Here is a 24,517-nt window from a genome sequence, read left to right as displayed (position 1 = left end):
TTTAAAAAAATAGGGATAAAAGATAGATCAATTAAGGAAAAAATATACTTGAACATCTTGTCCCGATGTATAGACTCAGCAACCCACGATATACGGTTCGTTTTCTCCCTATATGTTGCTGATTGAAATTAAGCAAATATAAAAAGGACTTCTAATATGACAATGGTTCATCATTCAGATGAGGCAAGTTCCCCTGATCATTTACAACGGAAATTAAGTAATCGCCACTTACAGCTCATTGCAATTGGCGGTGCAATCGGTACCGGTCTATTTATGGGCTCGGGCAAAACCATCTCCCTCGCAGGTCCTTCGATTCTCGTTATTTACATGTTAATTGGCGGTATGTTCTTTTTCCTTATGCGTGCATTAGGTGAATTACTGCTTGCTAATTTACATTACAAGTCATTTGTTGATATGGCATATGATTTAATCGGCCCATGGGCTGGCTATTATATTGGCTGGACCTATTGGCTAGGCTGGGTATTGGTCGGTATTGCCGATCTATCAGCAGTTATTAATTATTTAAGTTTCTGGTTGCCCGAGGGTGCCAGTTTCTCACCAATGCAACAGGCCATGATTAGTGCGGGCTGTGTACTATTCGTGTTAGGACTTAATTTGCTTACGGTCAAGTTGTTTGGTGAAGTAGAATTCTGGTTCGCACTCATTAAGATTTTGGCAATTATTGGCTTAATTGGTGTGGGTGGCTACATGATTCTCACTCATTTCCAAGCTCCTCATGGTGACGTTGTCAGCATCAGTAATGTCTGGTCGCATGGAGGTCTGTTTCCAAAAGGTGTAAGTGGATTTTTAGCCGGATTCCAGATTGCCGTGTTTGCCTTTATTGGTGTTGAGTTGATTGGTACCACAGCGGCTGAAACGAAAGATCCGCAAACTAACTTACCAAAAGCAATTAACGCGATTCCGGTACGTATTATTCTGTTTTATGTGCTGGCACTTTTTGTCGTGATGTCAGTGACGCCTTGGAATCATATCCGTGCAGATAAAAGCCCGTTTGTTGAATTGTTCTTAAATGCAGGTATTCCGATTTCAGCAATTATCATGAACTTGGTTGTGCTGTCTTCGGTCATGTCTTCGATGAACAGTGGCGTGTTTTCAACGAGCCGTATGTTGTTTGGTTTATCAAAAGATGGTCAGGCACCGAGTGTTTTGGGACGTTTATCAAAGCGTGCTGTACCGTCAAATGGTTTAATCTTCTCATGTATTTTCATTATGGGCGGAGCAGTGCTTCAGTACTTTGTTCCAAACACAATGGAAGCATTTACTTTGGCAAGTTCGCTCTGTGTGATTTTATTCATTAGCGTGTGGATTTTAATCATGGCGTGTTATTTACGTTATCGTAAAATTCGCCCAGAGTTACATGCAGCATCTACCTTTAAAATGCCGGGCGGTGTGTTGATGGCTTATGCCGTTATTGCATTCTTCTTGTTTACCTTGGTGATTTTGGCATTAGAGCCAGATACCTTAAAAGCGCTATACGTTAGCCCAGTATGGTTAGTGGTTTTAAGCGTGACCTATTATGTGTTCTATAAACCGCGTATGAAAAAATTAGGTCAAGAAATCTTTTAATTAACATGTCTCGATTTACCAGAAAGCCAATCATATGATTGGCTTTTTATTTATTATTTAATCAACCAGTAAATGTTGGTATTTATCGGCCTGTTTACGCAAGTAATCCCAAACCAGTTTAATGCGCGGCTCATGCTGTAAATCAACGAAGGTCAGCATCCAGAAGGTATGAGTAAAACGAACTTGTTGTTCTAACACCTCTTCAAGCTCAGGCTTATCATCTGCCAAAAACTTGGGCAAAATTGCAAGACCTGCGCCTGCGCTGACCGCAATTTGTTGCGCCAAAATGCTGCTACTGCGAAAGTTCGCGTTAAGCTTTAAAGGTAAGCGTTCTAGACAATACAGTTCGGGGCTATACACCAGATCATCAATATAGTTCACAAAGCGGTGCTGGGTTAAATCTTCCAGTCGGCGAATTGGTGGGTTTTGCGCTAGATAGTTTTGGCTACCGTAAATTTTTAAACAGTAATCAGACAAGCGCGTAATGATATAAGGCCCTGAGGTTGGGCGTTCAATCGACACCACAATATCTGCTTCACGGTGCGAGAGCTTAATCATTTTTGGGACGGGTATCAGGTCGATGGTAAGCAGTGGATACTGTATGGAGAACTCAGCCAGTAAGCGGGCTAAAAATGCAGTTCCAAAACCCTCAGGTGTGCCAATTCGCACACGACCTTGCAAAGGTTGATGCGGTTTTTCAATTTGTAAGAAAGCTTGTTCCATTTGTTCAACTCGAGGGACAAGTGCCATCCCTTCGAGAGTTAACTCATAGCCCGTTGCTTCACGCTTAAATAGCGTAGTACCCAAAGCAAGTTCTAGAGCCTGAATCCGTCTAGCCACCGTACTGTGCTCGACACCGATAATACGTGCAGCATTGGTTAGAGTTTTAGTGCGTGCTAAAACCAGAAAAAACTGTAGATGATCCCAATCCACTTTCATTTTTGTTATTGTCCCTGTGCATATTTGCACAACAATCGTGCATGAATTTGCGTTGGTGGTCAAAGATTTCTTTGTTAGTCTCAAATAAAACCTGAATAAAGAAAATACATAGAAAAGTATTTTCTAATAACTGAACACAATAAAAATATGACCTACGGAGAGGTTATGAACACAATCCAGAAAATCGAATTGGACACCGCTAAATTACTTATTAACGGACAGTTTATCGAATCTAAAACACAAGAATGGCAAGACATTGTTAACCCTGCAACTCAGGAAGTGATTGGTCGCGTGCCTTTTGCAACGGTTGAAGAAGTCGACGCTGCTATTCAGGCTGCACAAGATGCTTTTGCTTCGTGGCGCCAGACTCCAATTCAGGCACGTATGCGCATCATGCTCAAGCTACAAGACTTGATCCGTGCCAACATGAAAGAAATCGCACAAGTATTGACGGCTGAACAAGGTAAAACTTTGGCAGATGCCGAAGGTGATATTCAACGTGGTCTAGAAGTGGTTGAACATGCCTGCTCAGTTGGTACTTTACAAATGGGTGAATATGTTGAAGGTGTAGCACGTGGTGTAGATACGTATACCTTGCAGCAACCTTTGGGCGTTTGTGCAGGTATTACGCCGTTTAATTTCCCAGCCATGATCCCGCTTTGGATGTTCCCAATGGCAATCGTGTGCGGCAATACTTTTGTTTTAAAACCTTCAGAACAAGATCCATTATCGACCATGATGTTGGTTGAGCTTGCGATTCAAGCAGGTATTCCGGCAGGTGTGCTGAACGTTGTGCATGGCGGTAAAGAAGTGGTTGACCGTTTGTGTACCCATAAAGACATTAAAGCAATTTCATTTGTAGGTTCAACAGCGGTTGGAACACATGTTTATAACCTTGCAGGGCAGCATGGCAAACGTGTGCAAGCCATGATGGGTGCAAAAAACCATGTAGTTGTGATGCCGGATGCCAATAAGGAACAAACCTTAAACGCTTTAGTAGGTGCAGCGTTTGGTGCTGCTGGGCAACGCTGTATGGCATTGTCGGTTGCAGTGATGGTTGGCGACAGTAAACAGTGGATTCAAGAGTTAGTTGAAAAAGCCAAAACTCTAAAAGTAAATGCAGGTCATGAACCAAATACTGACATTGGTCCAGTGATTTCAAAACGTGCCAAAGCGCGAGTGCTGGACTTAATTAATAGCGGTGTTGAGCAAGGTGCAGAGTTACTACTCGATGGTCGCAATGTTCAAGTACAAGGTTATGAGTCAGGTAACTTTGTGGGTGCCACGATTTTTAGTGGCGTAAATACCGACATGCGCATTTATAAAGAAGAAATCTTTGGCCCGGTACTTTCAATTATTTGTGTCGATACACTCGATGAAGCGATTGCTTTGATCAATGCCAACCCATTTGGTAATGGTGTAGGCCTATTCACACAAAGCGGTGCCATTGCACGTACTTTCCAAAACCTCATTGATATTGGTCAAGTCGGTATCAACATTCCAATTCCTGTACCAGTGCCTTTCTTTAGTTTTACCGGTTCAAGAGGCTCAAAACTAGGTGATTTGGGGCCATACGGTAAACAGGCTGTGCAGTTCTATACCCAAACCAAAACGATTACCAGTCGCTGGTTCGAAGATAGCCATGAAGTTGGCGGTGTAAATACAACCATTAGTTTACGTTAAGGGGATCACGGATGAATATCGCCTTTATCGGTCTAGGTAATATGGGCGGCAGAATGGCCCAAAACCTACTAAAAGCCGGACTCAAAGTTTATGGTTACGACCTCAGTGAAGTCGCGATTCAGCACTTCGCCGAGGCAGGTGGTGTGGTTTGCGACAGCCCACAGGACGCAGCTAAACAAGCAGATGTAGTCATTACCATGTTGCCTGCGGCGAAGCATGTTAAAGAGGTTTACTTAGGCGAAAATGGTGTCTTGGAAGTGTTAAAAGCAGGTAGCTTATGCATTGATAGCAGCACCATTGACCCGCAAACCATTAAAGACATTGCTGCTGTTGCACATAGCAAAAATATTAAAATTTGTGATGCACCCGTTTCTGGTGGAACCATTGGTGCTCAAGCAGGAACCTTAACCTTCATGGTCGGTGCCGATGAACAAACCTTTAATGAGGTGAAACCTGTGCTCAGCCACATGGGCAAAAATATTGTTCACTGTGGTGATGTCGGTGCAGGTCAAATTGCCAAAATCTGCAACAACCTGATTTTAGGAATTTCAATGGCTGCGGTGGCCGAAGGCATGGCACTCGGTGTGAAGCTAGGCATCGACCCACAAGCATTGGCAGGTGTAATTAACACTTCAAGTGGCCGTTGCTGGAGTTCGGATGTGTGTAACCCATGGCCACATATTAATGAAAATGCGCCTGCATCTCGAGGCTATCAAGACGGCTTTGCGACTCAGTTAATGCTCAAAGATTTAGGACTCGCTGTAGAAGCCGCAGGCCAAGTGAAACAGCCGGTTTTATTAGGTGGCATGGTGCAACAGCTTTATCAGCAAATGTGTATGCGTGGTAATGCTCATCTCGATTTCTCGAGCATTATTCAGCAATACCTGCCACAAGAGGCATAACGGTAAAGCCAAAGGAAGGCTTTAAACGAATAAATCAAACCCTGTCGTGAATAACAACAAATCCGGACTGAGGGAAAAGATATGATGGATTATCAAAATGCTGTACAGGCTTTCGATTTGGAAAGCACTGCTAAACAGATGTTGTCAGGTTCACTCGATGCACTGAACGCATGTTATGAATGTTGTGATAGACATGCAGATGGCGACAAGATCGCGCTGTACTGGCAAGGAAAAGACGGTCGCAAAGAACAATATACCTTCCGTGAACTAAAAGAATGGTCGAGTCAGTTTGCTAACTTTTTAAAATCACAAGGTGTGAAAGCGGGTGACCGTATTTCAGGCTTATTGCCAAGAACACCTGAACTGATCGTGACCATTTTGGCAGCTTGGCGAATTGGTGCTGTGTACCAGCCCCTATTTACTGCCTTTGGTCCCAAAGCGATTGAGCACCGTATTCAACTTGCTCAAAGTAAGCTAGTGGTGACCGATATGGGCAACCGTAGCAAGCTCGACGAAATTGAAAAGTGTCCTGCAATTATGACAGTGGCCGATGCTCAAGGTACTCCACTTAAAGCAGGTGATTTTAATTTCTGGAGTGAAGTAAAGCAGCAGTCCGATCAATGTGATCTGGTGATGCGTAGCATCCAAGATCCTTTCTTGCTTATGTTTACGTCTGGCACTACAGGACCAGCGAAACCATTGGAAGTGCCACTAAAAGCATTGATTGCTTTTGGTCGATATATGCAAGATGCCATTGGTTTAACCGAAGAGGATTCATTCTGGAATATTGCAGATCCGGGTTGGGCGTATGGGTTGTACTATGCGATTACTGGGCCGTTATTTTTAGGCCATGCCACTTTGTTCTATGAAGGCGGTTTTAGCACCGATAGCCTATGCCAAATTGTGAAAGATTATAAGGTTAACAACTTGGCAGGTGCACCAACGGCTTACCGCATGATGATGGCAGCTGACCCAGCACAAATGGCACCGTTAAAAGGACAATTCCGTGTGGTGAGTAGTGCAGGAGAGCCGCTAAATCCGGAAGTAATTCGTTGGTTTAAACAAGTCCTTGATGCTCCAATTTATGACCACTACGGGCAAACTGAAGTGGGCATGGTGGTGTGTAATCATCATGGTTTAAAACATGAAATTCATGCTGGTTCAGCAGGTTTTCCAAGTCCGGGCTATCGCGTTGCGATTGTTAATGAACAAGGTGAAGAGCTTCCGCCAGACACACCGGGAATTTTAGCAGTCGACATTAGCCAGTCTCCAATGATGTGGTTTGGTGGCTATAAAGAAAGTCGTAAATCACCTTTCATTGGTCATTACTATTTAACGGGTGATACTGCCGAGCTACATGCCGATGGCAGTATGAGCTTTGTCGGCCGTAGCGATGATGTGATCACCACATCAGGCTATCGTATTGGACCTTTCGATGTAGAAAGCGCACTACTTGAACACGACGCTGTGATTGAAGCCGCAGTAATAGGCGTGCCTGATCCGGATCGCACTGAAGTGGTTAAGGCTTTTGTAATTTTAGCTGCGGGCATACAACCTTCAGATGCGCTTGCTGAAGAACTCAGCCAGTTTGTTAAAAGACGACTTTCTGCTCATGCTTACCCACGATTAGTTGAATTTGTGAGTGAATTACCTAAAACTCCAAGTGGCAAAATTCAGCGCTTTTTATTGCGTAATCAAGAAATTGCTAAACAACAAGCTAAAGCAGGGTAAAGGAAATAATAATGCAATTTACCGAAGAACAATTACTCATTCGTGATATGGCGAAAAGTTTCGCCCAAGAACAAATTAAGCCTCATGCCAGCGATTGGGACCGAGACGGAACCTTCCCAAAAGAAACTCTGACTCAAATGGGGCAACTCGGTTTTATGGGTATGCTTGTTTCAGAGCAATGGGGTGGTTCAGACACGGGTAACTTAGCCTATGTACTAGCACTCGAAGAAGTTGCGGCAGCAGATGGCGCAACCTCGACCATCATGAGTGTACATAACTCGGTTGGCTGTGTACCTATTTTAAAATTTGGTACTGATGAGCAAAAAGAGCGCTTTTTAAAACCTTTAGCGCAAGGTGAAATGATCGGTGCTTTTGCTTTAACTGAACCACATACTGGATCAGATGCGGGAGCTATCAAAACCCGAGCGGTGAAAGATGGCGATGATTATATCTTAAATGGTGCCAAGCAGTTTATTACCTCTGGTGATAATGCAGGTGTCATTATCGTATTTGCTGTGACCGATCCGAGCGCAGGAAAAAAGGGGATTAGTGCCTTTTTAGTCCCACGCGAGACACCGGGTTATGAAGTGATTCGCGTTGAAGAAAAACTAGGTCTGCATGCTTCAGATACGTGTCAGATTGCGCTGACAGATGTACGCATTCATAAAAGTCTCATGCTGGGGAAAGAAGGTGAAGGCCTGAAAATTGCTCTCGCCAATTTAGAAGGTGGCCGTATTGGTATTGCTGCACAAGCAGTCGGTTTAGCACGTGCGGCGCTCGAAGAAGCAACTCGTTATGCCAAAGAGCGTATTACTTTTGGAAAACCAATTTTTGAGCATCAAACCATCGCTTTTCGTCTTGCCAGTATGGCAACTGAAATTGAAGCAGCGAGACAATTGGTTCACTACGCCGCACGTTTAAAAGAAGCAGGTCAACCATGTCTCAATGAAGCTTCAATGGCCAAGTTATTTGCTTCAGAAATGACTGAGCGTGTGTGCTCGAGTGCGCTACAAGTATTTGGTGGCTATGGCTATCTCAGAGATTTTTCAATTGAACGTATTTATCGTGATGCGCGTATTTGTCAAATTTACGAAGGCACGAGTGATATCCAACGTTTAGTGATTGCACGTAGTCTATAAAATCAGAACAAGGAATAAGTAATGCAGTGGCAAAGTATTTTATTAGAAAAGCGTAATGGGGTTGGACTGATTACATTAAATCGCCCTCAAGCGCTCAATGCTTTAAACAGCGAATTAATTAGTGAAATTAATCAGGCATTAGATCAGCTCGAAAAAGACCGCGAAATTGGTTGCATCGTATTGGCAGGTTCTGAAAAGGCTTTTGCCGCAGGAGCTGACATTAAAGAAATGGCTGATTTGGCATTTCCTGATATTTATTTAGATGACTTTTTTCATCTTGCAGACCGCATTGCACAGCGCCGTAAACCTCTAATTGCAGCAGTGAGTGGCTATGCGTTAGGTGGTGGCTGTGAATTGGCGCTCATGTGTGACTTTATTTATTGTGCTGACAACGCCAAGTTTGGTTTACCCGAAGTCACCTTAGGTGTAATTCCGGGTATTGGTGGCACACAACGATTAACCCATGCTATTGGTAAAGCCAAAGCAATGGAAATGTGCCTTACCGCTCGTCAAATGGGTGCGGTAGAAGCAGAGCAAAGTGGTTTAGTTGCACGCGTGTTTGCTAAAGAAGAATTACTTGAACAAACCTTGCAAGCAGCTGAAAAAATCGCAGCACGGTCTTTAACTGCAAACATGATGCTCAAAGAAACCATTAACCGAGCTTTTGAGGTGAATCTCACCGAAGGTTTACGTTTTGAAAGACGTATGTTCCATTCAATATTTGCAACATTTGACCAAAAAGAAGGTATGCAGGCTTTCGTTGAAAAACGAAAGGCAAATTTTAAAAATCAATAAGAGATCAATAAAATGAATACAGAAAATCACTTAATGATTGAGCAACAAGGTAAGCTCGGTATGATTACCTTAAATCGCGTGACTCATCTCAATGCTCTGTCTTTAGACATGATTGAAGGCATTGGTGCCCAATTGGAACTGTGGCGAAATGATGCTGCTGTTCAGGCGATCTTAATCAAATCAAATAGCCCAAAAGCCTTCTGTGCAGGTGGCGATATTCGCTATCTCTACGACAGTTATAAAAATGGCACAGCCGATTACAAAGGCTACTTTAGTGCCGAATATAAAATGCTAAATTTACTGCGTGAATATGAAAAGCCAATCATTGTTGTGCTTGATGGCTATATATTAGGTGGCGGTTTTGGCTTGGCTCAGGCGTGTCATATTGTGGTAAGCAGTGAAAAGTCCAGATTTGCCATGCCTGAAACAGCGATTGGTTTTTTCCCGGACGTTGGCGCAACTCATTTCCTGTCTCGCCTTGATGATATTGGCGTTTATATGGCAATTACGGGTGAGCAGATCAGCAGTAGTGATGCGCTCTATCTCGACTTAATTGACTACCATGTGCCAAGCGAGCAGTTACAAGCTTTACAAGACGCTCTCGTCGAAGCGCCAAGCTTAAGCAAAGAGGGAATTGAACACATCATTACCCGATTTATTACTCGTCCTGCCGAAAGTGAGCTCAAACAGTTGGCAGAAGGTATCCGTAAACACTTCGGATATCAGCATTTAGATGAGATCGAACAAAGCCTTGAAAATGAACAGGATGAAAGCTTAAAGACTTGGGCGAGTAAAATGCTTAGTATTTTGCAGCAGCGTTCATTTATTGCCAAACAAACCAGCTTGAAACTGCAACATTTAGGCCGTGGACTTTCACTACAGCAGTGTATGCAGCTTGAGCGTGATTTACAGGATATCTGGTTTGAGCATGGTGACTTTATTGAAGGCGTTCGTGCGCTTATTGTTGATAAAGATAAACAACCACGGTGGCAAGAACGTAATCCTGAGCTGGAACAAATTTTAGAAAAACTAAGCTAAACCATTTTTCAAACACATAAAAAGCTTAAGGAGATCAAGCGAGACCTGAACATGCTTATGGTCAGGACAGATCATAAGCATAAAAAGACAAAACAAGAAAATCTAAAAAGGACATTACGATGCAAACAATACATGGAAACGGTTCAAATTCTAAAAAGTCGTCACATCGATTAGCAGGCATCTCTAGCATGGTCGGCACCACGATTGAGTGGTATGACTTTTTTGTTTATGGTGCAGCAGCAGCCCTCATTTTTAACAAACTATTTTTCCCAAATCTGGACCCACTTACAGGTGTGCTTGCAGCATTTGCAACCTATGCTGTTGGGTTTATTGGGCGGCCTTTAGGTGGTTTAGTCTTTGGCCATTTCGGTGACAAGATTGGCCGTAAGTCAATGTTGTTGCTAACGCTGATGCTCATGGGGATTCCAACCGTACTGATTGGCCTCTTACCGACTTACGAGTCAATTGGATATTGGGCGGCAATTGGCTTGGTGATCTTGCGATTTATTCAAGGTATGGCCATGGGCGGTGAGTGGGGCGGTGCCGTGCTTATGGCAGTAGAACATGCACCCGAAGGTGGTAAAGGGTTTTGGGGAAGTTTGCCTCAAGCCAGTACCGGTGGGGGCTTAATGCTCGCCTCAATCGCACTAGGACTGGTGTCGTTATTACCTGAGCAAGCATTGTTTAGCTGGGGCTGGCGTTTACCATTTCTTGCCAGCATTATTTTACTGGCAGTGGGTTGGTATATTCGTGTAAAAGTGCCTGAGTCACCAGACTTTGAAAAAGTAAAACAACAGTCCGAAGAAGTCAAAGTTCCGGCTTTTCAGGTTTTTAAAAATCATCCAAAGCAACTCATCACTATTATTTTGGCGAGAGCTGCTGAAAATGCATGGTTCTATATTGCTTCAACTTTTACGCTAGCTTACACCACCACACAATTAGGTATTCCACGACAAGACATTTTGTTTGCTACCATTTGCGGTGCAGCCGTGATTTTATTTATGACGCCGTTATGCGGACATTTGTCCGATAAAGTCGGTCAACGCAATATGTTTATGTTTGGACTATGTGTATTGGCACTTTATTCTTATCCATTTTTTAGCATGCTCAATACCAAAGATCCGGTACTGGTCTGGACGGCAATTGTTTTGGCAATTGGTGTAGTGTTCCCGATTATGTATGCGCCACAAGCTCAGCTTTTTGCGCGTCAATTTCCTGCTGAAATTCGTTATAGCGGTATTTCGATTTCGGTACAGTTGGCAGGTGTTTTGGGTGGTGGTTTAGCCCCTATGATTGCCACTAAACTGCTCAGTATTGGGCAAGGCAATCCATATTTAATTATGTTTTATATCGGAAGTATGGCTGTAGTTGCGATTATATCGACATCATTTATGCCGCGCGATTGGAGCTATAAAAAGGATGAGATTTATTATAAGAAAGCAAACTTAAATCTAAAAACCAAGATTGATTGATATGCACTCATCTTGCTCGGTCATATGTATAGATTGCTATGTAAAAATTAGGACTCATGCCCCACGGATAGGCATGAGTCCTATATAAGAAATTAGATATCAATCAAGCATGCAAACATCGAATATCCATCAATCGTCATTGGTGGACCTGCACGATGGGCACGAAAACCCGCAGCACGTAATAAACGTTCTACTCCAAGAGGAGAAGTCGTAATGAGTTGTTTTGCGCCTTGTTCTCTTGCAAAGTTGATTGCTTCTTGCAGAATTGCAATTGAGACAGGTGATGACACAGCCTGACTGGTAGAGGAAGGCGGATTTGAAAAATCTACGGCTGAAAACCTTGATAATTCCCAAATTTCTGGTGAGCAGGGAATAGGCATTCCATTGAGAAGTTGGGGAAATATTTCCCCGAGTAAATAAGGTTGTGTGGTGGGTAGTAGTCTGGCACAACCAATGATATTAGATTCTCTGTCTTGAGCCACGACATAAGCTGTATCGACTTTATCAAATTGATCTAGTTCTTCATTGTTTGGACAGTTCAACTCCCAACCCAAATATTCAACAAATACCCTGTAGCGGTAACTTTTAAATTTGGTATATAGGCCTTCTGAAAAATTGTTTTGAAATCCAGCAATAATATTCATTACAAGTGCTTCCACTTATTTTTCAAGTGACTTTACTGAACAGCTGGAAAGGCGGTAACTGTAAGAATTTACAGGTTTCTAAGAGAAGGTTTGACTTAATGAAGACTCGGTTAATGACGTATTGATTTGGGCATAAATAAACGGTTCCCAGAATAAAGTATCTATTTTTTTCTCGAGTAATGTTTCATTAATATCAAATCCGATATCCATACCAGATACATCAACAATCATGATATTGCTTCGAGGTAACCCCACTCGTTTTACGGTAGTGATGCCATTATTCTCAATAAGTTCCCAATCCCATCCGGTACTTAAAGCTGGAGTTTGCGAAGTTGCCCATTCAGTAAAACCATAATAGAAAATTTGAGACGCTTCAGTATGTCTAGATTCAACGGTAGAGATGATGTGTTGGAGAGGATAACTCATGAGTTGGTTTTCGTTCATTCGAATAAAACCATCTGTTGAGATAGAGAAATGAGGGGGTATGCTAACCATGCTACCTGCTTAAGTACCCTAAATTAAGATTTAATGAATAAATAACATAAATTTTTGCCAATAAAATACTGTTATATTTAACAGGTTAACTGTAATTTGTTAGCACATCTTTAAGCTCTTCTTATTAGAGAGATTTTCGGGTAAAAAGTTATTTTTTTAAAGAGAATCCTTCGTTGGAGCTTATTAGATAGTCAATATTGCTACTACTTAAATACTAATTATAAGTATGAGGATTTTTACTTTAATTGATTGGTTTTTAAAGTATTATAATTATTTTTAGTTTTTATATATAAAAAATAAGAAAATTGGAGATATCGAATAATTGATAGACAATATTATTTAATTAAATTAATAAAAGCATACTATAAAAATTAAGTAGTCGACCTCTTTATAAATTAAAAAAATATATATTTTGGAATAAAATGCATCGTGTAAATTTTAATTTTTAAAGCATAATCTGCGCATGAAATATAACAACCTTGAAAGCTTTCAGACATCTAGTTTATCTGAATAATTTGCAACCATTCCGGGCTTAAAAGTGTTGTTAATTGGATGATGAATTCAAAATCTTTAATTGAGAGCTCTAATAGAAGAGTAGGCGCCGAAAATATATTTAGCAACTTCAGAATCTTTTAGATTTTTGAAGGACTTTATGGAAATTACGGTAAAAGATTAGACCTACACTTCAATTTGATTGCTTGGATTCACAATATGCAACCGAATAAAAAATAGTCTATGAATGGAGTCTAATGAGAGCAAATGGAAAGTTGGCAAGAGGATTTATTATCAGCATTTTTGGTGGTAAAAAATGAATACCAGTTGTTTGAGATCGTTAAATCTACCGCATCAAGGCTCGGATTTGACTATTGCGCCTATGGTATGCAATCACCCTTATCTATTGCTGAACCAAAAACGATTATGTTGAATAATTATCCAGAAGCATGGCAGAAACGTTATGTGGAACGGCAATATGTGAAGATAGATCCAACTGTGCAGCATTGTATGGTATCACTTCAACCTCTTGTTTGGTCGAGTCAATCTGCAAAGACACAGGCAGAAAAAGATTTTTGGGAGGAAGCGCGTTCTTATGGTTTAAATGTCGGTTGGGCTCAGTCAAGCCGTGATTTTATTGGGACCCGAGGAATGCTAACACTAGCAAGATCCAACGACCAGTTATCAGAAAAAGAGCAAAAAGCACAATATACGAATATGTACTGGTTAACTCAAACAGTGCATTCCAGCATTGCTAAAATAGTAAATGATGTAGAGTTTGCTAAATTCAATCTTTATTTAACGAACAGGGAAAAAGAGGCGCTACGTTGGACTGCCGAAGGCAAAACGTCAGCAGAAATAGCTCAGATTCTTGGGGTAACTGAAAGAACCGTAAATTTTCATCTCAGTAACTCTATGCAAAAGTTAAATGTAAATAATAAAATTTCAGCAGCTATTCGAGCAGTAATGCTAGGGCTTTTGTAGAGAGTATAAATAACACAGGACTTTAATATTAAAATTAAAAGAAATAAATAATTTTAAGATTTATATGATTGATTTAAGTTAATTAATTATTTTAAATTTAAGGAAATATAATAAGTATATTTCAATGTTAAAATAAAATTTTTTATTTATCTTCAGGCTGTATTTTTAAATATTTATTTTTATGCGTACCTATATAAATATAAATAGTTTGATTTTTTATTTATATTATTTTTTATATATTTTTTAAAAATATTTACTCTAAAATTAAAAAAATAATGATGCAACTGTTTAAGAGTAAAAACCTTCAAAGACTTGGCTTATGCGTATCTAAATTAGGAATAGGTGAGGCATTAATTTAAAATAATGATAAGAAATTAAAAATATATAACTGAACAAAAATGATTCATATAAAGGATTTAGCTTCTTAATTTTCAATAAGAGACCACTAACCTGTAAACACTTACAGGTGTAATAAGTAACACTCACACATAAAATATAATGTGAATTTATATTTTAAATAAAAAGTATATTTATTCTTTTATTAAGAAACCTAGCAAGAAATGTCGTTTCTGAATTAGCAGATTTTAAAGGTTAATTATAATTAATCGGAGTAAGTTATGGCTGTAATGTGTACGGATAATATCATTGCAACTTTGGAATCCCACGCAAAATTAAATGGAAATAAGATCGCTTTTGAGTATTTGGGACGCCAGTCTGGTGGTATTCAATCTCTGACATATTCAGATTTGAATGAGCGAGTTCAACATCAAGCCCAAATATTAATGAATCTTGTAGACAGTGGTGACCGTGCCGTATTGCTGTTCGAACCTGGGTTGGACTTTATCGTATCGTTCTTTGCCTGTCTGAAAGCTAAAATTATTGCAGTACCAGTCAGCTTACCGTTTAACCGTAATGGTTTTTCTAATATTTTGAATATTATGAATGACTGTGAGCCTAAGATTGTACTCACAACAAAAAAGATTCTTGAGCTCGCAGGTCTTATCACACTAAAAGCTCAAAATGAAAATTTGATATTACATGCAGTTGATGCTGAATTGCAGCGTGACTTGGTGGAAAAGGATTTTCCACTTATTACTGAAAAAGATATCTGCTTCCTTCAATATACTTCAGGCTCAACAGGCTGGCCTAAAGGCGTAATTGTCACTCATAAAAATATTATGGCCAATGAAGTCATGATTGCTGAAGCTTTTGGTACACAACCAGAAGATGTTGGCCTGACGTGGCTGCCTGTTTACCACGATATGGGGTTGATCGGCTCGGTTTTGCAAACTGTATATGTGGGTCTGACTTGTTATGTCATGTCGCCTCTGGACTTCATTCGAAAACCTCTTAAATGGCTACAATTTATTAGTGAAAAAGGCGTCACGATTAGTGGTGGACCAAACTTTGCCTATGAATTGTGCCTACATCGCATCACTGATGAGCAGGCTGCAGCGCTTGATCTAAGCCGTGTGCGTGTGCTGTTTAATGGTGCCGAGCCGATCAAGGCCCATGTCATGCAACGCTTCATGGAGAAGTTCAATACACAATCGAAGCTCCGACTTGATACTTTCTTGCCATGTTATGGCTTGGCAGAAGTGACGCTCTTAGTCAGTGGCGTAACTGGCCCTCTCAATGCAATTTCACTTGATCGTGACAAGTTAAATGCCCATTTGGTACAGACCAGCCAAGATCAGACAGCCGTGCAAGTAGTGAGTTGTGGCAAGATCTCGAAACATATTGATTGTCGTATCGTTAATCCTCATACCCGTCAAGAGGTAGCGGCTCATGAAGTCGGTGAAATCTGGCTAGCAGGTGAGAGTGTCACTGCAGGTTACTGGCAAAAGCCGGAAGTTAATCGGGAAACCTTTGAAGCAACGATCCTTGATGAGGCGGGACAACCTAGCCAAGTACACTACTTAAGAACGGGTGATATGGGCTTTATCAAAAACGGAGACCTTTATATAACCGGCCGCCTTAAGGATGTGATTATCATTCGTGGCAAAAACTATTATCCGCAAGATATCGAATGCTCTGTTGAGATGGCACATCCTGCTGTTCGTAAAGGTTGTGTTGCGGCAGTGAACTTTGCTGATTCTGAAGGGGTTACGGTTGTACTTGAGATTAAGAAAAAGTCCTTAGATAAAACACTTAATTTTGAAACCATCAGAACTCAAGTTAAAGAACAAGTGGCGGCTGATATTGGCTTGCCTGTAGACGGTGTCTATTTACTGCACCAAGGCCGAATAAATAAGACCACTAGCGGCAAAATTAGAAGAAGAAAAATTAAAGAGCAGATCGAACGCGGTCAACTGGTCTGTTTAACCCATCCAAACCGTAGAACGGTGATTGCTCGAAACTATGTCAAGAACGGCTTAGACGTCATCCGTGATCGTGAGCAGCGGGGGCAGCTGATTCGTTATAGCTCCAATCTACTCAACTCAATGATCAAGGAACGTGAAGTGCGCACGCTGATTTTTAATCGTCTGAAAAGTGCTTTGTTTTAACCCTTATCTTTTAAATCTTTGAGTGAAAATCCATGTCACTTACGTCCAATTTGCGGCAGTTTCAATCTGCTGCTCGTCTGGAGCAAATTTTAGGCTCCGTACATGATACCAATAATGATTTTTCTTGGTCCGCAGCTATCGAGCGCGATGAGAAAGAGCAATACCCTCAGCGAGCTGTTGATTTTCTGAATGCTGTGGGTATGAACCGTTTTTATGTGCCTTCAGAGCTCGGAGGTCGCATGGAAATTGGTGAAGAGTTGTTATATCTACACCGCGTGCTGGCACGACGAGATCTAACCATCAATTCGACTTATAGCACGAATGCTTGGTCTGTGATTGTGTGGATCGGCGGTAATGCGAATCAATGCCAAAATATTGCTAGTCGAATTTTAAGTGGTGCTGCTCCAGCATTAGCTTATAGCGAGAAAGCGCATGGTGCCGATCTATTATCTAGTGAAGTAACAGCACAGCCTGCCGAGAGTAAATACATCTTAAATGGCGAAAAATGGTCAATCAACCGCGCCACTTTAGGAGACTCTTTAAGTCTGATCGCTAAAACATCGAACGATCGTGGACCACGTAGTTTGAGCGCATTCTGGCTTGATAAGCGTCATATGGCTTCTAAAGGAACATATAGTCTGAACCGCCTGCCAACAGTGGGCATGCGTGGTTTAGATATCAGCGGTATTGGCTTTAACAACGCTGAAATTCACAAAGATGCTTTGATCGGTGAAGAAGGTCAGGGCTTAGAACTTGGACTTAAGACGCTACAGGTAACACGTGCATATTGCAGTAGTTTCTCTCTAGGTGCTGGCGATACGATGCTACGCATCGCAACCGAGTTTGCGATTGAACGAGAGTTATATAACAAAAAAGTAATAAGCATACCGTTGGTACGTGAGCAACTCGCTACAGCTTATGCCTACCTTTTAGCAGCGGAGGTGTTATCACTTGTTGGTGCGCGAGGGTTACACGTTTGTATCAATCAGTTCAGTACATGGTCACCAATCGTCAAGGTACTGGTGCCTGAATATGTAGAGTCGCTTGCCAAAATCACATCCTCAGTGCTTGGGTCACGTTTTTTCTTAAGAAATGCATATGCAGATGGAATGTTCCAGAAAGCATTCAGGGACCATCTGATTGTCAGTGTGTTTGACGGTAGTAGCACCGTCTGCCTAGACAGTCTGAGTTTTCAGCTCAAATCTGCCAATAAAGGGCGCAGCAAAAAAGCCGACCATCTCAATCAAGCTGAAGCGAAAGCACGCTATCGCCAGTTATATGACTTACAGGTAGAGACAGGTGTTATTGATTTCCGTGAGCTTGAGATTTTCAACCGAGATGGCGACTTAGTGATGGAATCACTCGGAACAATCATCGAAATGCTCAACGACCCTAATGTCACAGTTGGGTTGTCTGCTGAGACGCTAGCTACGCTACGTGAACGAGCAAACCAGCTTCTTGTTGGACAGCGTTCATTGGATCAAAAAATTCAGGACTACTTTTCAAATTCTGAGCAAAGCAAGGAGTTTGAAACGATGCGCTTCAGTCTCGCCCGTGACTACGCCGAGTTATTCGCTCGTATTGCTGTGTTGGGTTTCTGGGTTTTTAACCGCCATGGTTTAAGGCCTGCTTTACAGGATGGTGCATGGCTGATCATTTTCTTAAATGCTGCTGAAGGGCAGACAGTTCCTCCTATGACGTCACTACGTGAAAGCACATTGGCAGATCTGCTGGACCGAATTTCAACCAATCACATGTTATCTGTCATCGATTTTGCACTGGCACCGCGTGATGCCAAACCGGTTAAAAAGGAGATTACCCCATGAATAAAGATAAAGCTTACTGGAGCGCAATCATTCGTACGCTAGTCGCTAAAGAGATGCGCGTAGAGCCTGAGACGATTGATCCAGATCAAAAATTTACCAGTTATGGTCTTGATTCGATTGTTGCTTTGTCTGTGTCTGGGGATTTAGAAGATCTGACGAAATTAGAACTTGAGCCAACACTATTATGGGATTACCCAACAATCAATGCGTTGGCTGAATATCTTGTTTCTGAGTTGCAGCAGGGAGTTGCTTCATGAACAACCTTGCACGACTAGAACCGGAAGTTCTGTCGCGTCATGCGATTTCTGCAGAGCAGCTTGGCATTTGGTATATCCAGCGTCTTGAGCCAACTTGCAGTGCTTACAATATGGTGGTGGCCTTTGATGTGAAGGTCAACCAGTCATTGGGTAACAAGCCAATAGAGATATTAGAAGCGGTAATGCATGATTATCCGCTACTGCGCGTAAGCATGCCTGCCAATGATCAGGGAATTGAGCAACTGATCTGGGATCGCGTATATCCAAATATCATCTTTTCTGATGCTCGTCATATTGAAGCTTCTGATTTGACGCAATTGGTTGAACAGGACACCAAGCAGCCATTTGACCTGACTCAGCCACCGTTATGGCGTATTCATTGTTATGAACGCGGTCAAAATCATTATGTAATCGCATTTGTGATTCATCATGCGCTCATGGATTTTTGGTCAATTGGTCTATTGCTGCGAGACGTCAGCAAACGTTTTGGACTCGTTGCAGAGTCGGATGCAGTGAACGGAATCGAGTTTGCACAGTATGCCGATAAGCAGCAGAGCAGCGTGATTGATGATACTGATGAGAGCTTAATTTTCTGGAAAAATGCACTGAAGCATGCACCACATGTGCATAGCATTCCGCTTGACTATCCTCGTCCAGCCGTACAGCAACATAAAGGTAGTTCACTGGTTTTCCGTGTGCCTGAGTCAGTGTCATCTGGCCTTGTAAACTTAGCAAAAGATTATGAGATCACATTATTCGGACTTGTGCTCTCTGGCTTTTATGTTCTGCTACACAAACTCTCTAATGAAAATAATCTAGTCATCGCTACGCCCGTAGCAGGTCGACTTGAACGTTCTTTACGTAATGCATTGGGTCAGTTTGTCAACACGATTGCTATTCACATAGACATCGATGCTGATCAGACTTTACGTCAATTTACGCAACAGGTTCAGGAACAATTAAGACAAAGCCTCAAACATCAAAAAGTTGCCTTTTCTAGAGTAGTTGAAGCTGTCGCACCAAAACGTGATGGAAGTATTAATCCATTGGCTCAGATAGGAATGTTCTGGGAACGTCTGGGTGGTATGGATGAGTTTAAAGAACTACTCCTACCAATCCAGACTCCGGCCACTTTGGTTGGACAAGATTTGACGTTAGGAAGTTTTCCGGTTCGCCAGCAAGAAGGACAGTTGGATATTACGCTGGAAATGGGCGGTGAATATCAAGGTGAACTCGTTGGTGTATTGAAATACAACACTGATCTATTTTCTGCGCAATCTGCCGAGAATATGGTGCAACTGCTGCAAGCTGTACTATCAGAGATGGTGGCTCACCCTGAACGTAAGATTGTTGAGCTAGATATCGCTCCTGATTATAAAGATGGCATTCAGTTCGAGGCTCTCCGTGGAAAGGTGACTGATTATGCTCAGCATGATCTATTCGCAATGATTCTCAAGCAGATTGATGAGCGTGGTGACAATCATGCTTTGACCTCAAACGATCATGCGGTTAGCTATCGTGAGTTAGGTCAACATATTGCTGGTATTGCTGAATATTTATGTATACACGGTATTACTCAGGGCGATCGTGTAGGTCTAATGTTAGACCGCACAGTGTTATTGCCAGCAGCAATCCTTGGGATCTGGGCGGCAGGTGCAGCTTATGTACCACTGGATCCTAATTTCCCAACCGAACGTCTACAGAACATCATTGAAGATGCCGACCCTAAAGTCATCTTGACTCAAACCGAGTTAGTGGATGCTCTTAACGTTTCTGTGCCTCGCTTAGATATCAATCAAGCTGGTGTTGTGGCACTTGAACAGGTGCGCGAGACGCTTGCCTTTGGCGACATTGCTTATGTGATGTACACATCAGGCTCGACAGGTACGCCTAAAGGTGTCCGTATTGGGCATCCTTCAATTATTAATTTCTTGCTATCTATGAATGATAGATTGCAAGTAACGACTGAAACTCAGCTATTAGCAATTACCACTTATGCATTTGATATTTCAATTCTTGAATTACTCATTCCGCTGATGTACGGCGGTGTGGTGCATGTTTGTCCACGTGAAGTATCACAAGATGGCAATCAATTGGTGGATTATCTAAATGCTAAGTCTATCAATATTCTGCAGGCAACACCGGCTTCTTGGAAAATGCTCTTAGACAGCGAATGGAGCGGCAATGCGGGGTTAAAGGCACTCTGTGGAGGCGAAGCGCTAGATACTATTTTGGCAGAAAAACTACTGGGTAAAGTCGGTTGTCTATGGAATGTCTATGGTCCGACCGAAACTACCGTGTGGTCTAGTGCGGCTCGTATCACTGATGCAAAGTATATTGATTTAGGTGAACCACTGGCGAACACTCAGCTTTATGTCCTTGATGAACAGCAGCGTTTAGTCCCACCAGGCGTTATGGGTGAGCTTTGGATTGGCGGTGATGGTCTGGCAGTTGATTACTGGCATCGCCCTGAACTGACAGATGCCCAATTTAGAACATTGCCATCTCTACCAAATGCCGGCCGTCTCTACCGAACAGGGGATAAAGTCTGCCTGCGTACAGATGGTCGCTTGACTCATCACGGACGTCTGGATTTTCAGGTCAAGATTCGTGGGTTCCGTATTGAACTAGGTGAAATCGAGAATGTTCTCAAACAAATCGACGGTATTACAGACGCAGTAGTGCTAGTTAAAACTACAGCTGACAACGACCAGAAACTGGTGGCGTATGTAACTGGACAAGAGCTTGATATTGCTGGTTTAAAAAAGATCCTACAAATCCATCTTCCAGTTTATATGGTGCCAAGTGCGTTTATCCGATTGGATGAGTTTCCAATGACGGCTAACAATAAGTTGGATCGTAAGGCATTTCCTGAGCCGATCTTTGAGCAGAGCAATGATTATGTTGCACCGCGTGATCCGATTGAAATCGAACTGTGTACTACCTTTGAGCAGATCTTGTCGGTCAAGCGAGTTGGTATACATGATGATTTCTTTGAATTAGGTGGGCATTCACTATTAGCTGTGAAGCTTGTCAATCATCTCAAAAAGGCTTTTGGTACCGAACTGTCAGTTGCTTTGTTGGCACAGTACTCCACTGTGGAACGTCTGGGTGAGATCATTCGTGAAAATAAAGAAATTAAACCATCCATCGTAATTGAGCTGCGCCGTGGAACCTATGAACAACCACTGTGGCTGTTCCATCCAATTGGTGGCAGTACCTTCTGTTATATGGAGCTTTCGCGTCATCTTAATCCGAATCGTACCCTACGTGCCATTCAGTCTCCTGGACTGATTGAAGCCGATGCTGCGGAAGTGGCGATTGAAGAAATGGCGACGCTCTATATTGCTGAAATGCGAAAGATGCAGCCTCAAGGGCCTTATTTCCTCGGTGGTTGGTGTTTCGGTGGGGCGATTGCCTACGAGATTAGCCGTCAGTTGCGTCAAATGGGACAACAGGTCACAGGTATTGTCATGATCGATACCCGTGCTCCAATTCCAGAAAATGTACCTGAAGATGCCGACGATGCCATGCTTTTGTCTTGGTTCGCCCGTGATTTGGCTGCACCTTATGGCAAAAAGTTGACGATCCCAGCGCAATATTTGCGTGAGTTGAGTCCAGATCAAATGTTTGATCATGTACTTAAAGAAGCTAAAGCCATTAATGTTCTGCCTCTCGATGCAGACCCATCAGATTTCCGACTTTACTTTGATACTTATTTGGCGAATGGCATCGCACTCCAGACCTATTTCCCAGAACCTGAAGATTTTCCAATCCTTTTGGTCAAGGCCAAAGATGAGCCAGAGGATTTTGGGGAAAGCTTAGGTTGGGATCAACTAGTCAAAGACACGTTGACACAAGTCGATTTGCCTGGTGACCACTCATCAATTATGTACGCTGAGAATGTCGTGGCTGTAGCCCAGACCATTGATCAGATGTACCCAATTCCTGCATAAGAAATACAAGAAGGTAGAACCACTATGGTGACCATAGAACATGCTTTCCTCATACCGGCCGAGATTGACAAGGTTTTCAACTACCTTGCAAACCCGGCCAATGATGCAGGTTGGCAATTGTCGTGTAAGCATTCTGAATTGCTAGACAGTACTCCGCGTGTGGGCAGTAAGTACGAAATCGGTTTTAGCTTTATTGGTCGTGAAATGTCCTTTAAAGGTGAAATTACACATCTGGTACCGAACGAATTGTATGCGTTTAAAGTAGTGGAAGGACCCTTTCACTACACAGGTACTTACCGTTTCAAACCACATCCGGAAGGTACATGGATTGAATGGGTGTTTGAAGCAGAGCCAGGTAGTTTTTTTGGTGTATTGCCGCCAGCACTGCTAAAAAAGATGGTGCTCGCCCAGTTCAAAAAAGATGTCGACAATCTTCAAGCATTGGCTCAGAAGGGTGAAGCCTATGAGTCAGTTGGCAATGAAAATAAACCAACTCTCGAAACCAATAAACCACCTCATAAGACTCAACAAATGATGGAGAAATACGCGCGTTGGATTCTTAGCCACCGCCGTATTGTCTTGACTGTGGTGATGCTCTTAACACTTGCTCTGGCATATCTGGCATCTGGTGTAAAAATTATTATTGACCCAGATGCACTTGCACCTAAAGGGCATCCTTACATCACCTCGACCAAGCTGATTGAAAAGAAATTCGGCTCCAAATATATGGTCGTGATTGGTATTACTCCAAAGCAGGGTGATATTTATCAGCCGCAAGTATTGGAGAAAGTCAAACGCATTACCGAAGAAGTTGACAATGCACCGGGCGTGGTCCGTTCCACGATGATGAGTCTGGCCGCACGTCAGGCGAAAGGTATCGAGGCGAATGCAGAAGGGTTCGATGCCAAGAAACTATTGCCGAGTAGTTCAGTCACTCAAGAAGATATCGATCACCTGAAAAAACTGCTGGCACTGAATCCAACCTATATGAATTCAGTGGTATCTAAAGATCAACGGACTGCTGCGATTTTGCTTGAGCTTGAGGAAAGTCCAGAGGGCTTCCAGAAAATGATGGGCCCGATTAATAAAATCGTAGAAAGCGAACAATCTAAAGATATGACCATCAGTGTCGGTGGCAATCCTGTGTATCTGGATAAAGCTGAAGACTACTCTAAGCGTATCAATATCTTGTTCCCGATTGCCGTATTGGTGATTGGTTTATTGCACTTTGAAGCATTCCGCAGCAAGCAAGGTTTGATTCTGCCACTCGTTACAGCTTTGTTGGCTGTGGCATGGGGTATGGGCATGATGGGCTTGTTCAAACAGCCAATGGATATCTTTAACTCGCCTACGCCAATTCTGATTCTGGCCATCGCGGCAGGGCATGCCGTGCAGTTGCTCAAGCGCTACTATGAAGATTTTGATCGCCTGATTGCTCAAGGGATGGAGCCTAAAGCTGCCAATAGCGAAGCTGTAGTGCAGTCTTTGGTTCGTGTTGGTCCGGTTATGGTGTTGGCTGGTGGTATTGCAGCGGCTGGATTCTTCTCTCTGTTGACCTTCAACATTCCCACGATTCGTTCATTTGGTATTTTTACAGGAATTGGGATCATCAGTACGCTGGTGATTGAGATGACTTTTATTCCGGCACTCCGCTCAATGTTGCCGCCACCTTCGGTTGTGAAGGTCAAACGCAAAGGCTTGCCAGTTTGGGATTGGATTCCAAACCGTATTGGTGATGTCATTTTGTCAGTTCGCCCGCGAATGATGTTAATGACTGCGATTGCGGCAATGGGCATCTTACTTGCTATCGGCACGAGCCGTATTGTGGTAGACAACGATAGCCGTAATTTCTTCTCTCGCGACTTACCAATGCAACAAGACGACAGATTCTTGAATCAGTCTCTCGGTGGCACAAACAGCCTTTACATTATGGTTGATACCAAAGTTCGTGATGGTATTGAAAACCCTGAAATCCTAAAAGCGATTGATAATACAGAAAAGTTCGCGAACTCAATTCCAGAGGTCGGTAAAACCATCTCTATCGTGGACTATAGTCAAATCATTATAAAA

17 protein-coding genes are annotated in these 24,517 nt (G+C 42.4%); 14 read left to right on the top strand and 3 right to left on the bottom strand.

What is annotated here, in order from left to right:
- The first annotated feature begins 156 nt into the window (after positions 1-156).
- Entirely contained in the window at positions 157-1,587 is a 1,431-nt protein-coding gene (locus RFX69_RS12255) for an amino acid permease (protein WP_309169451.1), read from the top strand.
- A 57-nt stretch (positions 1,588-1,644) separates the two neighbouring features.
- On the opposite strand, the gene RFX69_RS12250 is transcribed toward RFX69_RS12255, so the two are convergent.
- Positions 1,645-2,526 (bottom strand): LysR family transcriptional regulator, encoded by an 882-nt coding sequence (locus tag RFX69_RS12250; protein WP_000861801.1) that lies wholly within the window; start codon positions 2,524-2,526, stop codon positions 1,645-1,647.
- A 165-nt stretch (positions 2,527-2,691) separates the two neighbouring features.
- Between RFX69_RS12250 and RFX69_RS12245 the strand changes: the two genes are divergently transcribed.
- The 7 genes from RFX69_RS12245 to RFX69_RS12215 all read left to right on the top strand — a co-directional run bounded on the left by RFX69_RS12245 (position 2,692) and on the right by RFX69_RS12215 (position 11,286).
- Entirely contained in the window at positions 2,692-4,209 is a 1,518-nt protein-coding gene (locus RFX69_RS12245; protein ID WP_078201915.1) for a CoA-acylating methylmalonate-semialdehyde dehydrogenase, read from the top strand.
- An 11-nt stretch (positions 4,210-4,220) separates the two neighbouring features.
- Positions 4,221-5,111, top strand: a complete 891-nt coding sequence (gene mmsB, locus RFX69_RS12240; RefSeq protein ID WP_001017299.1) for a 3-hydroxyisobutyrate dehydrogenase — start codon at positions 4,221-4,223, stop codon at positions 5,109-5,111.
- Positions 5,112-5,192: 81 nt separating this feature from the next.
- Positions 5,193-6,842 (top strand): AMP-binding protein, encoded by a 1,650-nt coding sequence (locus tag RFX69_RS12235; protein ID WP_272358833.1) that lies wholly within the window; start codon positions 5,193-5,195, stop codon positions 6,840-6,842.
- Between the two features lie 11 nt (positions 6,843-6,853).
- Positions 6,854-7,981, top strand: a complete 1,128-nt coding sequence (locus RFX69_RS12230) for an acyl-CoA dehydrogenase family protein (protein WP_289332817.1) — start codon at positions 6,854-6,856, stop codon at positions 7,979-7,981.
- A 21-nt stretch (positions 7,982-8,002) separates the two neighbouring features.
- Complete coding sequence (locus RFX69_RS12225; RefSeq protein WP_289332818.1) at positions 8,003-8,776, top strand: enoyl-CoA hydratase; 774 nt, start codon at positions 8,003-8,005, stop codon at positions 8,774-8,776.
- A gap of 12 nt (positions 8,777-8,788) precedes the next feature.
- Positions 8,789-9,814: an enoyl-CoA hydratase/isomerase family protein gene (locus RFX69_RS12220; protein WP_289332819.1), complete on the top strand. Its 1,026-nt coding sequence runs from the start codon at positions 8,789-8,791 to the stop codon at positions 9,812-9,814.
- A 119-nt stretch (positions 9,815-9,933) separates the two neighbouring features.
- Complete coding sequence (locus RFX69_RS12215; RefSeq protein ID WP_001193292.1) at positions 9,934-11,286, top strand: MFS transporter; 1,353 nt, start codon at positions 9,934-9,936, stop codon at positions 11,284-11,286.
- Positions 11,287-11,378: 92 nt separating this feature from the next.
- Here the strand turns inward: RFX69_RS12215 and abaI are convergent, their stop codons facing one another.
- Complete coding sequence (abaI, locus tag RFX69_RS12210; protein ID WP_000387874.1) at positions 11,379-11,945, bottom strand: acyl-homoserine-lactone synthase AbaI; 567 nt, start codon at positions 11,943-11,945, stop codon at positions 11,379-11,381.
- Positions 11,946-12,008: 63 nt separating this feature from the next.
- Entirely contained in the window at positions 12,009-12,425 is a 417-nt protein-coding gene (locus RFX69_RS12205; RefSeq protein ID WP_000253661.1) for a DUF4902 domain-containing protein, read from the bottom strand.
- 759 nt (positions 12,426-13,184) lie between these two features.
- Between RFX69_RS12205 and abaR the strand changes: the two genes are divergently transcribed.
- From abaR to RFX69_RS12175, 6 genes are all read left to right on the top strand, one after another.
- The gene (gene abaR, locus RFX69_RS12200; protein ID WP_000446790.1) at positions 13,185-13,901 is read left to right on the top strand and encodes a LuxR family transcriptional regulator AbaR; all 717 of its coding nucleotides are present in this window, start codon (positions 13,185-13,187) and stop codon (positions 13,899-13,901) included.
- A gap of 617 nt (positions 13,902-14,518) precedes the next feature.
- Positions 14,519-16,408 carry a fatty acyl-AMP ligase gene (locus RFX69_RS12195; RefSeq protein ID WP_289332820.1) on the top strand — a complete coding sequence of 630 codons (1,890 nt, stop codon included), beginning with the start codon at positions 14,519-14,521 and terminating at the stop codon, positions 16,406-16,408.
- A 50-nt stretch (positions 16,409-16,458) separates the two neighbouring features.
- A complete protein-coding gene (locus tag RFX69_RS12190; protein WP_218664432.1) occupies positions 16,459-18,234 on the top strand; it encodes an acyl-CoA dehydrogenase in 1,776 nt (591 codons plus the stop codon).
- The gene (locus tag RFX69_RS12185; RefSeq protein ID WP_001030690.1) at positions 18,231-18,491 is read left to right on the top strand and encodes an acyl carrier protein; all 261 of its coding nucleotides are present in this window, start codon (positions 18,231-18,233) and stop codon (positions 18,489-18,491) included. Before RFX69_RS12190 ends, RFX69_RS12185 begins: the two co-directional genes overlap by 4 nt.
- Positions 18,488-22,447, top strand: a complete 3,960-nt coding sequence (locus RFX69_RS12180) for a non-ribosomal peptide synthetase (RefSeq protein ID WP_271056220.1) — start codon at positions 18,488-18,490, stop codon at positions 22,445-22,447. Before RFX69_RS12185 ends, RFX69_RS12180 begins: the two co-directional genes overlap by 4 nt.
- 24 nt (positions 22,448-22,471) lie before the next feature.
- On the top strand, positions 22,472-24,517 hold a 2,046-nt coding region (locus RFX69_RS12175), incomplete at its 3' end, for an MMPL family transporter (RefSeq protein ID WP_309169446.1).

This window comes from Acinetobacter sp. 148, from assembly GCF_031196675.1.
GTDB classification, from domain to species: domain Bacteria; phylum Pseudomonadota; class Gammaproteobacteria; order Pseudomonadales; family Moraxellaceae; genus Acinetobacter; species Acinetobacter baumannii.
The sequence above is the reverse complement of the archived record's forward strand: the minus strand, read 5'-3'. Positions and strand labels throughout refer to the sequence as shown.

Bases quoted from the DNA above. Each gene is read 5' to 3' on its own strand.
- mmsB (WP_001017299.1), top strand. From the start codon at position 4,221: ATGAATATCGCCTTTATCGGTCTAGGTAATATGGGCGGCAGAATGGCC.
- RFX69_RS12245 (WP_078201915.1), top strand. From the start codon at position 2,692: ATGAACACAATCCAGAAAATCGAATTGGACACCGCTAAATTACTTATT.
- RFX69_RS12250 (WP_000861801.1), bottom strand. From the start codon at position 2,526: ATGAAAGTGGATTGGGATCATCTACAGTTTTTTCTGGTTTTAGCACGC.
- abaR (WP_000446790.1), top strand. From the start codon at position 13,185: ATGGAAAGTTGGCAAGAGGATTTATTATCAGCATTTTTGGTGGTAAAA.
- RFX69_RS12230 (WP_289332817.1), top strand. From the start codon at position 6,854: ATGCAATTTACCGAAGAACAATTACTCATTCGTGATATGGCGAAAAGT.
- RFX69_RS12215 (WP_001193292.1), top strand. From the start codon at position 9,934: ATGCAAACAATACATGGAAACGGTTCAAATTCTAAAAAGTCGTCACAT.
- RFX69_RS12205 (WP_000253661.1), bottom strand. From the start codon at position 12,425: ATGGTTAGCATACCCCCTCATTTCTCTATCTCAACAGATGGTTTTATT.
- RFX69_RS12255 (WP_309169451.1), top strand. From the start codon at position 157: ATGACAATGGTTCATCATTCAGATGAGGCAAGTTCCCCTGATCATTTA.
- RFX69_RS12185 (WP_001030690.1), top strand. From the start codon at position 18,231: ATGAATAAAGATAAAGCTTACTGGAGCGCAATCATTCGTACGCTAGTC.
- RFX69_RS12225 (WP_289332818.1), top strand. From the start codon at position 8,003: ATGCAGTGGCAAAGTATTTTATTAGAAAAGCGTAATGGGGTTGGACTG.
- RFX69_RS12195 (WP_289332820.1), top strand. From the start codon at position 14,519: ATGGCTGTAATGTGTACGGATAATATCATTGCAACTTTGGAATCCCAC.
- RFX69_RS12180 (WP_271056220.1), top strand. From the start codon at position 18,488: ATGAACAACCTTGCACGACTAGAACCGGAAGTTCTGTCGCGTCATGCG.
- RFX69_RS12235 (WP_272358833.1), top strand. From the start codon at position 5,193: ATGATGGATTATCAAAATGCTGTACAGGCTTTCGATTTGGAAAGCACT.
- RFX69_RS12220 (WP_289332819.1), top strand. From the start codon at position 8,789: ATGAATACAGAAAATCACTTAATGATTGAGCAACAAGGTAAGCTCGGT.